11 protein-coding genes are annotated in these 14,249 nt (G+C 34.9%); 7 read left to right on the top strand and 4 right to left on the bottom strand.

All coding sequences use genetic code 11. The annotated features are described in order from the left end of the window. Positions 1 to 17: 17 nt before the first annotated feature. Together hslU and LDM92_RS01740 are read left to right on the top strand one after the other, a co-directional pair. Positions 18 to 1,427 carry an ATP-dependent protease ATPase subunit HslU gene (gene hslU / locus LDM92_RS01745; protein ID WP_223901778.1) on the top strand — a complete coding sequence of 470 codons (1,410 nt, stop codon included), beginning with the start codon at positions 18 to 20 and terminating at the stop codon, positions 1,425 to 1,427. Positions 1,428 to 1,445: 18 nt separating this feature from the next. Further along, the gene (locus LDM92_RS01740) at positions 1,446 to 2,336 is read left to right on the top strand and encodes an aldose 1-epimerase family protein (RefSeq protein ID WP_223901777.1); all 891 of its coding nucleotides are present in this window, start codon (positions 1,446 to 1,448) and stop codon (positions 2,334 to 2,336) included. Positions 2,337 to 2,495: 159 nt separating this feature from the next. Here LDM92_RS01740 and plsY read toward each other — a convergent pair whose 3' ends face one another. Continuing rightward, positions 2,496 to 3,131: a glycerol-3-phosphate 1-O-acyltransferase PlsY gene (gene plsY, locus LDM92_RS01735; protein ID WP_223901776.1), complete on the bottom strand. Its 636-nt coding sequence runs from the start codon at positions 3,129 to 3,131 to the stop codon at positions 2,496 to 2,498. A gap of 97 nt (positions 3,132 to 3,228) precedes the next feature. Between plsY and parE the strand changes: the two genes are divergently transcribed. From parE to LDM92_RS01715, 4 genes are all read left to right on the top strand, one after another. After that, a complete protein-coding gene (parE, locus tag LDM92_RS01730; RefSeq protein WP_223901775.1) occupies positions 3,229 to 5,187 on the top strand; it encodes a DNA topoisomerase IV subunit B in 1,959 nt (652 codons plus the stop codon). 15 nt (positions 5,188 to 5,202) lie between these two features. Beyond that, on the top strand, positions 5,203 to 7,656 hold the full coding sequence (parC, locus tag LDM92_RS01725; protein WP_223901774.1) for a DNA topoisomerase IV subunit A: 2,454 nt from the start codon (positions 5,203 to 5,205) through the stop codon (positions 7,654 to 7,656). A 140-nt stretch (positions 7,657 to 7,796) separates the two neighbouring features. After that, positions 7,797 to 8,732 (top strand): LysR family transcriptional regulator, encoded by a 936-nt coding sequence (locus tag LDM92_RS01720; protein WP_223901773.1) that lies wholly within the window; start codon positions 7,797 to 7,799, stop codon positions 8,730 to 8,732. A 127-nt stretch (positions 8,733 to 8,859) separates the two neighbouring features. Beyond that, complete coding sequence (locus LDM92_RS01715) at positions 8,860 to 9,789, top strand: manganese-dependent inorganic pyrophosphatase (RefSeq protein WP_223901772.1); 930 nt, start codon at positions 8,860 to 8,862, stop codon at positions 9,787 to 9,789. Between the two features lie 42 nt (positions 9,790 to 9,831). Here LDM92_RS01715 and LDM92_RS01710 read toward each other — a convergent pair whose 3' ends face one another. After that, entirely contained in the window at positions 9,832 to 10,191 is a 360-nt protein-coding gene (locus LDM92_RS01710) for a helix-turn-helix domain-containing protein (protein WP_034979176.1), read from the bottom strand. 1,375 nt (positions 10,192 to 11,566) lie between these two features. Between LDM92_RS01710 and xerS the strand changes: the two genes are divergently transcribed. Beyond that, complete coding sequence (gene xerS, locus LDM92_RS01705) at positions 11,567 to 12,655, top strand: tyrosine recombinase XerS (RefSeq protein WP_223901771.1); 1,089 nt, start codon at positions 11,567 to 11,569, stop codon at positions 12,653 to 12,655. 15 nt (positions 12,656 to 12,670) lie between these two features. Here xerS and LDM92_RS01700 read toward each other — a convergent pair whose 3' ends face one another. Both LDM92_RS01700 and fakB read right to left on the bottom strand, forming a co-directional pair. Further along, positions 12,671 to 13,306 (bottom strand): NUDIX hydrolase, encoded by a 636-nt coding sequence (locus tag LDM92_RS01700; protein WP_223901873.1) that lies wholly within the window; start codon positions 13,304 to 13,306, stop codon positions 12,671 to 12,673. 54 nt (positions 13,307 to 13,360) lie between these two features. Further along, positions 13,361 to 14,239 carry a DegV family protein gene (gene fakB, locus LDM92_RS01695; RefSeq protein ID WP_223901770.1) on the bottom strand — a complete coding sequence of 293 codons (879 nt, stop codon included), beginning with the start codon at positions 14,237 to 14,239 and terminating at the stop codon, positions 13,361 to 13,363. Positions 14,240 to 14,249 lie beyond the last annotated feature (10 nt).

Genomic DNA, 14,249 nt, shown 5'->3' with positions numbered 1-14,249 from the left:
CGAGGCAGAAAAATAATATGGAAACAAAAACACCAAAGCAAATTGTTAATTTACTTAATGAATACATTATAGGTCAAGATGAAGCTAAAAAAGCAGTTGCTGTGGCTCTTTATAATCGTTATCGCAGAATGCAGCTGCCAAAAAAAATGCAGGAAGATATCACACCTAAAAACCTGTTAATGGCAGGCCCCACAGGAGTTGGGAAGACAGAAATTGCCAGAAGATTAGCAGCGATTGTTAATGCACCATTTGTCAAAGTGGAAGCTACCAAATTTACTGAAGTTGGTTATGTCGGTCGTGATGTTGAATCAATGGTGCGCGATTTAGTAAATGAAGCAGTGCGCATGGAAGAAAAAGATCAATTTGACCGGGTTCGCACTCAAGCAACTAAAGAGGCTAACAAAATTTTAGTACGTTTGCTTGTTCCCGGAATCAAGCAGGACAAAAGAAAAAATCAGATGCAGGAATGGCAAGATATGATGTCAATGCTCATGTCAGGAGGTCAGAATAATAATCAGTCTTCTGACGCAGACCAGGAAGAAATAACCGATGATGTTCGTAATCAGCGTCTTACTGTGTCTGAGCAGCTAAACAAGGGTTTACTTGAAAATAGAGAGGTCACTATCGAGGTTGAACAAGCTCCTAAAGTAAATCCCATGGGTGACATGATGGGACAAATGGGAATTGATATGAGTTCAATGCTTAACGATTTGGTTCCTAAAAAGAAAATTAAACGTACTTTAGCAGTTAAAGATGCCCGTGAAGTATTAATTCAGCAAGAATCCCACAAGATGATCGATTATGACTCTCTTTATCAAAAAGCTATTGAGCGTACAGCAAATAACGGCATTATTTTTATTGATGAAATTGATAAAATTACTGCCGGCAATAAGAAAACTTCCGGTGAAGTATCTCGTGAGGGTGTACAAAGAGATATTTTGCCAATTGTAGAGGGCTCTACTATTCAAACTAAATATGGTCCTGTGGCCACTGATCATATTCTTTTTATTGCTGCTGGTGCATTTTCTGAATCTAAGCCAAGTGATTTAATTCCTGAATTGCAAGGACGTTTTCCAATTAGGGTTGAACTCAATGCTTTAACAAAAGACGATTTTGTTAAGATTCTCAAGGATCCTGAAGATTCACTTTTAGAACAATATGTAGCCTTGATGAAAGCTGACGGAATCAAATTAGTCTTTACGCAAGAAGCAGTTGATCGAATTGCTCAAATTGCATATGACGTAAACCAGGGAACTGATAACATTGGTGCCAGAAGATTGTCAACAATTCTTGAGAAGCTGCTGGAGGATGTTTTGTATGAAGGTCCAGATATGTCTATGGGCGAAATTACGGTGACTGAAGCATACGTTAATGAAAAACTTAGTGATATAATAACAAATAAAGATTTAACTAAGTTCATTCTTTAACAAAGGTGATGATTAAGCATGAATTACACTATCAAAAATAGCATCTTACAGGTTGAAATTGCCAGTAAGGGTGCTGAAGTGCAAAGTGTAAAAAGTTTACATAGCGGATATGAATATATTTGGCAGGCTAACCCTGAAGTTTGGAAAAGGCATGCTCCCATACTTTTTCCCATTGTGGGAAAACTTAAAAATGATGAATATACTTATCAGGGCAAAACATACCACCTAACTCAACATGGTTTTGCGCGAGATTTAGAGTTTAAAGTTGAGCGACATACAGATGAAAGCATCACTTTTTTGCTGACAGATTCTGCAAAGACCAGGGAAGTTTATCCATTTAAATTTGAGTTGCGCGTGAACTATAACCTGCTTAATAATCTACTAGAAGAAAATTTTTCAGTCGTTAATAAGTCAGATAGCGAAATGATTTTTGGCATTGGGGGACATCCCGGCTTTAACATTCCAACAAGCAAGACATTGTCTAAGGAAGATTTTTACTTTAGTACTAAGCCTTCTCGTGCCCGAGTTCGTATTCCTCTTAAAGGAGCATTCTTAGATTGGCCTAATCGATCGCTGGCTTCAACCAATAGTTTGATTACCCTGAGTGATCATCTGTTTAAAGATGATGCCTTGATTTTTCAAATGCGGGGTCATGACAATCGGATATCTTTAAGAACGGATGCCAATAACTTTCATGTAAATGTTTGGTTAAGGGATGCTCCCTTTGTCGGCGTGTGGTCCCAATATCCTAAAACTGCTGATTATGTCTGCATTGAACCATGGTGGGGTATAGCTGATCGCACTGATACTAATCAAAAATTAGAAGAAAAATATGGCATGAATCACCTTGAAGTTGGTGGCACTTATACAGCTGGCTTTAGTATGGCTTTTCATGATCAAGATGAATGAGTGTTAAAAAAGAAATTATTAGGTTCAAAAGGAAGCCCAAGGGCTTCCTTTTTACAGTTCTTATTGATTTAAACAAAAACAGTTCTTGCGAACTAATGTTCTTATGTTTATAATAAAATAGCTAGCTGAAATAGTTAGCCATATTTATCTGATATGCAATTATAATTTATGGTGTTTTTTCTTATACCAGTACCATAAACCAAAAGGAATAATATTCTCCTGGTGGTGCAATAATCGTTTAATATTGCTTCTGTGGCGGATAAATAAGATAATCATGATGCAGCCCACAATTATCTCCAGAAAAACATCATGAAAAAAGAAGGTTACAATGAATATTAAGACGACTGCAATTAAACTGGATAAACTGACATAAGACGTGATAAAAACTAGTGGCAAGAAAATGAGGGCGCAGACACCAAAAAATTTCAGGTTGTAGCCCAAAAAAAGTCCAGCACTGGTTGCTACGGCCTTGCCACCTTTAAATTTGAGAAAAATGGAAAACGTGTGCCCCAGAATTGCTAAACCACCTGATATTAACAAAAAATATTTAGGAGCATTAATATGGAAAATTCTGGGTAAATTTGTGGCTAACGTTCCTTTGAGAACATCAACAATTAATACTAGACTACCTGCAAGTGGTCCAAAAACGCGAAAAGAGTTAGTGGTTCCGATATTGCCAGAGCCATAGTTTCTAATATCTTCTGCAAAAAATATCTTGCCGACAATCACGCCTGTGGGAAACGAACCTATTAAATATGCTAGAATAAATATCAGAATTAAATTTAAGTTTATCATTGATAATCCTGCTCTCTTAAAGTCTAATGCTATTTTATCAGAGTTTACAGAATAAGAGGATGAAAATAATAAATGATTTTTAACTGGAGGAGTCTATTTGGCTAAAACAAGTAAAAAAACAAATTCTTATGATGACTCATCAATTCAAATTCTTCATGGCCTGGAAGCTGTACGGAAAAGGCCAGGTATGTATATTGGATCAACTGATGTTCATGGTCTTAATCAGCTTATCTATGAAATCGTAGATAATTCAGTAGATGAGGCAATGGCTGGATTTGGTAAAGAAATTGACGTGACAATTCATCAGGATAACAGTGTGACGGTACGTGATTTTGGTCGAGGGATGCCCACAGGTATGCATAAGTCAGGCAAGCCCACAATTGAAGTCATCCTGACCGTCTTGCATGCTGGTGGTAAATTTACCGAGCAAAATTATAAGACTTCTGGAGGACTTCATGGAGTAGGTTCCTCTGTCGTTAATGCTCTTTCCAGTTATATGGATGTTAAAGTTATACGGGATGGAATTGCATACGAAGAAGAGTTTAAAGATGGTGGTCATCCCGTTGGTACATTAAAGCGCTTAGGTAAAACTAAGGAACCTACTGGTACCACCATTACTTTTAAACCAGATGAAAAAATTTTTTCGACTATTAAATATAAATATGAAACTATTCAGGAACGCATACGTGAGTCGGCTTTTTTGCTTAAGGGTGTGCGCTTTGTCTTAGTAGATGAGCGTGAGCCCCAACATCATGATGATTTTAAATATGATGATGGTATTAAAGCTTTTGTATCCTATCTGAATGAGGGTAAAGATACTTTAAGCGATATTTTTTATTTTTCCGGTAAACAGGACGAAATTGAGGTTGAGTTTAGCGGACAATATAGCGACAGTTATTCTGAAAATTTGGTTTCTTTTGTTAATAATGTGCGTACAGCGGATGGTGGTAGTCATGAGGTAGGTGCACGAACTGGTTTTACTCGTGCTTTTAATGACTATGCTAAAAAACAAGGACTATTAGGTAAAAAAGACAAAAATATTGATGGCTCTGATTACCGTGAAGGTCTAAGTGCCGTATTATCAGTTAAAATTCCAGAAGAGTTACTGGAATTTGAAGGGCAGACAAAGGGTAAACTGGGCACTCCTCAAGCCAGATCAGTTGTTGATGCCATCGTTTATGAAAAAATGTCTTATTACCTGATGGAAAAAGGTGAACTGGCTCAAGAGCTGGTGAAAAAGGCACAAAGAGCAAGGGGTGCGCGTGAAGCCGCCAAAAAAGCTCGTAACGAAAGTAGAAACGGTAAAAAAAGGCGCAAAAAAGAGGTTCTTTCCGGCAAATTAACACCAGCGCAATCACGCAATCCTAAGAAAAATGAATTATTCTTAGTTGAGGGGGACTCGGCCGGAGGTTCCGCAAAGCAGGGTCGAGACCGTAAGTTCCAGGCAATATTGCCTTTACGGGGAAAAGTTTTAAACACCCAAAAAGCAAAACTCCAGGACATATTTAAGAATGAAGAAATCAACACCATGATTTACACTATTGGTGCCGGCGTAGGTGCTGAATTTAAAGTTGAAGACTCAAATTACGATAAAGTAATTATCATGACGGACGCCGATGATGATGGCGCCCACATTCAGATTCTATTATTAACCTTTTTCTACCGGTATATGAGACCAATGATTGAGCATGGCAAAGTCTATATTGCTTTACCTCCTCTTTATCGTTTGCAAAAAGGGCGCGGCAAAAAGGCTCAGGTAAAATATTCCTGGACTGATGAAGAACTGGCTGCCGATGAAAAGAGAATGGGTCGTGGGTATGCTTTACAACGCTTTAAAGGTCTTGGTGAAATGAATGCTGAACAGTTGTGGCAAACAACTATGGACCCAGAAACCAGGTTGCTTATTCGGGTAAAAATTGATGATGCTGCCTTGGCTGAACGTCGTGTGACCACACTAATGGGTGACAAAGCAGGTGCCAGGCGAAAGTGGATTGAAGAAAACGTTAAGTTCAGACTTGGGGATAACACTTCAATTTTGGAAGAAGAAAATGAATAAAGAGGTTTTAAATTAATGGCTATAAAAGAACGAATTCGTGAAATGCCCCTTGAGCAGGTCATGGGTGAGCGATTTGGCAGATATTCCAAATATATTATTCAGGAACGTGCCTTACCGGATATTCGTGACGGTTTAAAACCGGTGCAAAGAAGAATCCTTTACGCTATGTTCCAGGATAATAATACCTACGACAAGCCATTTAAAAAGGCTGCCAAAGCTGTAGGAAATATCATGGGTAATTTCCATCCCCATGGTGACAGTTCTATTTATGGTGCCCTAGTTCACCTTTCTCAGGACTGGAAAATGCGGGAACCTTTAATCGAAATGCATGGCAACAACGGTTCAATGGATGGCGATGGCCCCGCTGCAATGCGTTATACCGAATCACGTTTAAGCAAGATTTCCAACATGTTACTGCAAGATATTGATAAAGATACAGTCAACATGGTTTTGAACTTCGATGATACTGAATATGAGCCAACGGTTTTACCTGTTCGATTCCCTAATTTATTAGTTAATGGCTCGACGGGTATTTCGGCTGGTTACGCAACTGAAATTCCACCGCACAACTTAACTGAGGTAATTGATGCTACTATTTATTTGCTAAAGAATCCTGATGCCAGGCTTGATGATCTAATGCATTTTGTCAAAGGCCCAGATTTTCCTACAGGTGCGATTGTTTTAGGGCAAAAGGGATTACGTGAAGCCTATGAAACAGGACGAGGACGCATTCAGGTAAGAGCAAAAAGTTCAATTCAGGAAATAAGAGGGCATCGCGAAGAAATTGTCATCACGGAGATACCTTTTACTGTTAATAAAGCCCTGTTAGTTAAGAAAATGGATGAAATCCGTCTTAATAGAGAAATTGACGGCATAGCAGAAGTGCGTGATGAAACTGACCGTCATGGTTTATCTATTGTAGTGGAGTTAAAAAAGGGGGCTGATGCACAAAATATTCTGAATTATTTATTCAAGAATACTGAATTGCAAGTTTCCTATAATTTTAATATGGTTGCCATTGATCATATGACTCCCAAGCAAGTTGGTTTAAAACATATACTGTCTTCTTACTTAGAACATGAAAAAGACGTAGTAATCAAGAGGACGAAGTTTGATTTAAATAAAGCTGAAGAGCGTCTGGAAATTATTCAAGGTTTGATCCATGCCATGGATATCCTGGACAAAGTAATTAAGATTATCCGAGCTTCTAAAAATAAGGCGGAAGCAAAGAAAAATCTATCAGACAAGTTTAAGTTTACTGCTCGGCAGGCTGAGGCAATTGTGTCTTTACAATTGTACAGGTTAACCAATACTGACGTTAATGCTTTAGTTAAAGAGCAAAGCGAGCTGAATGAAAAAATAGCTCGTTTTAAAGAACTTTTGTCTAATAAAAAGATTTTAGAAAAGGAAATAATTAAGGAATTAACGACAGTTAAGAAGGAATTTGGCAATCCACGGCGCACTGAAATTTCATCTGAAACCGCTAAGATTCAAATTGATGAAAAAGCATTAGTGGCAGATGAGCAAGTACGCGTTTTAATCAGTCGTGACGGTTACTTGAAGAGATCGTCTCTTCGTTCCTGGCAGTCAAGCGATGATGAGGATAATGGTTTGCCGAGTGGGGATGACGTTGTTTTTGAAAAGACATTGTCCACGTTAACAAATCTATATCTGTTCACTGACCGTGGTAATGTCATTTATAGACCAGTAAATGAGTTAGTCGAAACTAAGTGGAAAGAAACAGGCCAACACTTATCTCAAGAAATTGGCTTAAGCGAGGATGAAAATATTATTCGCGTCTTTGACTTTGACCAATTAAATCAAAAATTAAACTTTTTAATGGCAACTAATGATGGTTATATAAAACAGTTGGAACTAAGTAATCTTCAGCCTACTAGAACTTATCGTTCACGTGCCATTACTGCAATGAAAATGAAAAAAGTAGACAGTAGGATTATTCGTGTTGATTTAGTAAAACCTGATAGCAATAATGAAATTATTTTATTTACGCATAAAGCCTATGCAGTTCGTTATGATTTAACTGAAATTCCAGCATCAGGTGCAAAATCATTTGGAGTAAAATCTGTGAATTTAAAGGATGATGACTATGTAGTTTCATATGTAGTAATAAATCCTGATTATCTTGACTTAATTCGCGTCGGTATAATTACTCAAAGGGGAGCATTCAAACAATTTAAAGCTGAATTAGTCAATAAAGTATCTCGTGCCAAACGAGGGGTATTAGTTTTAAGAGAACTTAAAACTAAACCTCACCGTATTGCAGCAATTATTTCATATGGCCAAGAACATAATCTGCTGATTACAACAACAAGTAAACGGCACATAAAACTTTCAACTAAAGATTATCCGCTCGGTGATAGGTATTCTAACGGCTCTTTTGTCTTGGATACGACAAGTGATGGCCAGCCAGTTAATATAAAGTTGGGTCGGCCTTTAGGTGCTAAATAATTTTTTATTTATTTAATGATATCAATAATTTATGGAAGTGCTTTAACAGCTTTAAATAATACTTTGACACAAAGGGGTTTTTGATTGATAATAGCATATAAATAGAGCAACATTATTGTTAAGATAGAAGGAATAATCTTATGCCTAAAACAGATACAATACTCTCAACCAAATCCTTACATTATTTTTTGCAATTAATTGATACCATGAACTACACCCAAGCTGCTCAGATACTTGGTATAACCCAACCGGCTTTAACTCAGCAAATAAAGAAAATTGAACACGCAATTGGAACCCCGTTGTTTGGTCAGATGGGTAAAAAACTTTACTTGACGGAAGCAGGGAAACAGTTGCAGACTGGAGCAATCAAGTTGCTTGGAACTATTAACTCTGTTGTTAGTGATATACAGGAGTTTACGCAAGCTGATAAAGGCAATATTGCAATTGGCGTTTTAGAAAGTATTAATTATGAACTTCTTAGGAAATTTTTGGTTGAGTTCAATAAAAATTATCCCAATATAACTATCAACGTATCATATTTTAATCGTAAAGATCTTTGGTATAATCTTGACAATAATTTGATTGATTTAGCAATGCTTTATCTCCCTGAAACCACTAAAAAGAGTCAGTCAAATATACAAAGCCAGTATGAATTAATGAAAGTTACTCAAGACAGGCTAACCATCTTAACTCACGATAAAAATCTTGAAGCAGGTAGTTCATATCCAGTTTCTAAGTTTTTAGGGAAAAAGTGGGTTCTTTATCCTGATAATTTTTATTTAACTCAGATACTTAAAGGCAAACTTGGCAATAAGATGAATGCGAGAAACGGTTTGACTGTTCCATTAACTTTCACTTCCACCAAAGAGATGGTTGATACAGCACAAGACACAGGGTATGACACAATTGTAAGTAACTCTTACTATAGCTTAAATCAAAGTCAAATTAATTTAGTACCTGTGTTTTTAAAAGGTATCAAGAAACTTAACATTTCGCTTATCTATCGCAAAGGGAAAAGAGAAGTTCCACGTATACAGAACTTTTTGAAAGAATTTAAGAAATTTTTAGAAGCCTGACGTTGTTAAATAATCTTGTAAAAATTTTGCTGTCAGACGAAAAATTTATGATTTATTCTGTCAAGAATAGCCTTTATTAGGTAAACTATAATAAAGTAAAATTTTAAAAAGAAAAAGAGGAAATCTAATGGAAAAAGAATTGGTCTTTGGTCATCAAAATCCTGACACAGATGCAATTGGTACAGCAATTGCTTATTCATATTTGCAGAATAAGCTTGGTTACAACACAGAAGCGGTTGCTTTAGGCGAACCTAATGATGAAACAAACTTTGCTCTAAAAAAGTTTGGTTTTAAAGCACCAAGAGTAATCAAAACAGCAGCAAATGAAGTTAAAGAAGTAATGCTCGTTGATCATAATGAACCACAACAAAGTGTATCAGACATTGATCAGGTTACTGTAACACATGTTGTTGATCACCACAGAATTATGAATTTTAACACCAGTATGCCTTTATTTTATCTTGCTGAACCTGTAGGCTGCACTAGTACAATTATGTTTGGTCTTTATAAGCATTTTAAAGTTGAAATTCCTAAGAATATCGCTGGCATCATGCTTTCAGCCATCATTTCTGACACATTATTGCTAAAATCTCCTACAACTACCGATAGGGATAAAAAAGCTGTTAAAGAACTTGCAGAAATTGCTGGTGTAGATTACGAAAAATATGGCTTGGAGGAACTAAAAGCAGGGACTAACATAGCAAGTAAATCGGAAGAAGAACTGATCGATTTAGATGCAAAATCATTTGAATTAAATGGTAAGAATGTCCGCGTAGCTCAAATTAATGTAGTTGATTTACCAGAAGCACTTGAACGCAAAGAAGCCTTCTTAAAGACAATGAAAGATTCAGCAAATTCAGAGGGCTATGATTTGTTTATGTTGCTTATAACTAATGTACTCGATTCAGACTCAACCGCATTAGTTATAGGTTCAAATGAAGCCGTAGCATCATTTGAAAAAGCATTTGGTGAAGTTAAAGATTCGGAAATCAATTTACCTGGAGTTGTTTCAAGGAAAAAACAAGTTGTTCCACCATTAACTGAAGCATTTAAGTAATTTAAAAAGCACGAAATAGATTTTAACTATTTCGTGCTTTTTTTAGTCTTTGTTAATTTCCTTAGCCAAAATAATGAATGATTTGCATACTCTCTCGGCTTTGTCAGGTGACATTTTTCTAAGTTCATTAAGAACCTTCTTAATAAATACAGGAGTATTATCTTGATGATTTTCCACCTTAACTTCCTTAAAGCGGTAAGCATTCATGATAATATCTGGCGTAGTTGTATTTAAAGCTCGGGCAATGGAGTCTAGCTTTTGAATACTAATATTTTGATTTTTTGTACGTTCTAAGCGAGAAATAAAGTTAACCGATAAATCACTTAATTCAGCGAGATCTTCCTGGGTCAACTTTTGTTCACGCCGCCTGCGACATATTTCTTTTCCTAAATTTATACTCATGGAATAAATTCAACCCTTTCAAAAAAATAATTCCATATTCTATAATAACAGATTAATTATAGAAATAAACAGTAAAACAAAAATAATAATGAATAAAACACTTGCTATTGGCAAAATTATACTCAAACTAAATGTTTTAAACTATACCCCACATAGTATTGTAAGCTATTTTTTGGAAAAATAAAATAAAAAGGCTCCAAATAATTAAACTTAAAGTGAAAAAGGAAAGAGTGGCAAATATTATATCAAAGCGTGCATTCGCTTGCTGGAGTGGAAGGGAGAAAAGCGTTTAAGTAAAAAAATTAAAATCTAGATTTTTTATATATTTATCTATGATAGAAAGCGCTTTTATTTATATTTTTACACTTGTAACGTAGAAACTTTAAATAAATCAACTAATATGGATAAGAAAAGGACCGGGTAATCATATTAATTTTTAAAGTTATAAGTAATCAGTATTATTTTGTATAAAAATGAAATTATAGATTTTCGCAGAATGTCAACTTTTGTTTGTCATGATAAACTTTTTAAGAAATTTGAAATGGGATAATTGTGCGTATGAACTACTGATCCAGCTATATAAACAGAGCTGATAAACTAAGAAATAGTGATAAAAGGTGGTTGTAACTTAGCATCATCCAACTTCGTATAATATATATTATGTAAAGTAAAATAAAAATTTGAAAGATAGTCCATCAGAATGAGTCAGGATTCAATTACACAAAACAATTTTGCTTTTAGCTTTTAGATTGCCTCTGGTCACTTGAGAGCTCATTAAAATTAAAATTAATGTATAATTGATCATTTAGCTGCCTGTGAGCTTCCCAAGAATTATTAATCAATTTAATTTTTAATTCGTATTTTTATTAATAAGTAGTTTGAGGTCAATCGATTTTAGTACTTTTAAAAGTAATATCGTTGGTTGATTTTATCTTAAAAGTAGATATAAAAAGCTTGGAACAATATTGCTCAAAATTAAGTATAAAAAGTCTGCTCATATAATTTTTTTCAACTTCTAAACATGCTAACTGTTAAATAATTTTATAGTTGCTTTCATTAAAACTATAATTTTAATGAACGATAATTAAATGATAATCGAGCTCAAAAATTTTGCATTCATTGATATTGATTTTTAGCAAAACTAAATTTGATCTCTTAGATAAGTTTTTATCATTAAAGCAGAAATTTCTACTTAAAACTATTTTGAAACTTTATTTTAAAAATACCCAATTGGCATTTTATTTCATTAGATCTAGTTAACACCTTTCTCCCTCCTCTATCCCATAATAAATATATACGACACAAACATACATTCTAGTTTTGTTTTATAATAAAGCATGTAATTTATTAAATTAAGCTAGGAGAAATTTATTACGTGGAAACAAAGAAATATTTAGATCTAATTGATGAAGAATTAAAAAAAATGCCGGATTTTGTTAAAGAATACAATTTTGGCACAAGTCACTCTTTAGCTACATCCTATCAGTATCTAACAGAAATCAGAAGATTTTTTGACTGGCTGCGGCATGAAGGCATTTCAAAAGCTAAAAATAACAAAAATATTGAAACACAAACTTTAGCTCAACTACAACGCAATGACATCATGCTTTACATTAATTATTTAGGTCACACCAAGAATAAGCAAGGCAACTTGAATTCACCTACTACAATAAATCGGTCTATTAATGCCTTGAGGTCTCTTTTTAAGTTTTTAACCATTACTGCAGATAATATTAATGGCAAGCCATACTTTGAACGCAATGTCATGCTCAAAATTGATTCTCTGAATAACACAAAAACTTTAAACTATCGGGCTCATGTTCTTGAATCACACATGTACACAGGAAAATTAAAATACCAGTTTTTGGATTTTATTGCAAATAATTATGAATTTAAATGCAATAAGCATGCGTTACCAGGATTTAAAGCAAATAAAGAGCGCGACATGGCAATTATTGCTTTAATTTTAGGAACTGGAATCAGAGTTTCTGAGTGCGCAGGAATTGATTTGCCAGACATTAATTTTAAAAAGGCTACATTGGACGTAACCCGCAAAGGTGGCCAGCGAGACAGCGTACCAATTGCTGAATGGACGTTGGTTTATATTAGAGAGTATAAGAAAATAAGAAAACAACGCTATTTGGCTGTCAAAAACGATTCAGCATTTTTCTTGACTCGCTGGCATAATAAAACACGTCGGATTACCACAAGTGCTATCGAGAAAATGGTCAATAAATATTCAGCTGCTTTTGGTCACCCGCTCACTCCCCATAAATTACGTCACACAGTGGCCTCTGAACTATATGGTGTAACCAAAGACCAAGTGCTAGTAGCTCAGCAACTGGGCCAAAAAGGAACCTCAGCAACCGATTTATATACTCATGTTGATCAAAAAAAGCAACGTGCTGCATTAAATGAGATTTCAGAGGCAGATAAAAAGAATAGTGATCACAAACAGGCTTGATACAGAGCCTGTTTTTTATTCAAATTTTGTTTGCCAATTAGGACTTTGATTCGCTTCAAAACACATTTTTATCTCTGCTAAAGAATTTCGTGGCAATGATAAAGGTGGTAAATTATCAAGTTCGAAAAAGGAACACTTATCAGTCTCAGTATTTTTTGAAAATTTTCCACCTAGATCTTTACATAAAAAAATGATATTGCAGACATTAATAGCTCGTTTAATTCGCTCTTTATCATAAATATTAGTTGAATGGTTGTTTACTGCAATAATATGATCAACTTCAATTTTATGACCAGATTCCTCTTCTGCTTCCTTTATACAATTTTCTTTAACTGTTATATTAGGTTCACACCAACCTCCAGGCATTGACCATAAATTATCTGTAGTTTCTTTAACCAGTAAGATTTTTTGTTTATTGAAAATTGCAGCTCTGGTAGAAACTTTAGGCGTCTGGTATCCATCATCATTACTAAATAAGCCTTTAACAATATTTATTGGCTGACCAGTTTTAGCTGCCATCATTTCAGTGGCAATCTTTCTTACTTGTTCGTAACGCTCCCTGTCAAAACGATCGTGACCATATTCTAGGCCGTCTTGAGCAATGCTCTGCAATTCTACAGCCCATTTGGTTATCTGATCCATTTGCTTTATCATATATATCCTCCCACTTCTGTAACAAAAAAGCAGCCTTGCGAAAGGTTGCTCTTATTTAGTCAAATCTATTTTATCTATGTCAATCATCCAACCAATTGCAAAAGACTTTTCTCCTAGATGCGTGGCAATAACAGGACTAAATTTTGTGATAGAAATATTTTGTTCCGGAAATTGTTCAGTTAAAAATGCTTTAGCTTCATCTACTTGACTGCTGTCATTGGAATCAATAATAAAAAGTTTTATTTTATCTTTATAAGGTAATTGTTCAATTTTCTTTACTGTTAATTTCTTAATTTTGATAAAAGCTCGTTTCATAGAACGAATTTTGTCAAAAGCTACTATATTGCCGTCTTTGAAAGTAAGCAGCGGCTTGATATTTAGCATAGATCCGATAAAAGCACTGGCATTGCTTAAGCGGCCTCCTCGACTTAAATTGTTTAAATCATTAACTACGAATATTTCATCAATAGTTGAACGAATTTTTTCAAGTCGAGCTAAAATTGTATCCAGATCAAGACCATTTTTTATCATTTTAGCTGCTGCCAAAACCAAATTACCTTGTAAGCGAACAGTCATTCTTGTGTCAATAGCATGTAAATTATATTTCGGATGATTTTCTGCAATATTACATAATGTTTGATAAAAACCAGAAATCCCGCTGGAAAGTGTAATAGCAATAATAGCGTCATAGCCTTCATTATTTAGGCGATCAAAAAGGCGTATCAAATCGCCTGTGCTTGGCTGAGAAGTTTTGGGAAAATCTGCTCCCTCTCTCTGCATTTTGAAAAGTTGATCAGAAGTAATATCAACATTTTCTAAATACTCTTTTTTACCTATAATAATTGGAATTGAAACAACAATAATGTTATTTTTTTCTGCCTCTTGTTTTGTAATGGCGCTAGTACTATCAGTAACTAAAGCAATCTTCATCTAACTTACC

The sequence above is a fragment of the Lactobacillus laiwuensis genome (assembly GCF_019972835.1).
Taxonomy (GTDB): domain Bacteria; phylum Bacillota; class Bacilli; order Lactobacillales; family Lactobacillaceae; genus Lactobacillus; species Lactobacillus laiwuensis.
The sequence above is the reverse complement of the archived record's forward strand: the minus strand, read 5'-3'. Positions and strand labels throughout refer to the sequence as shown.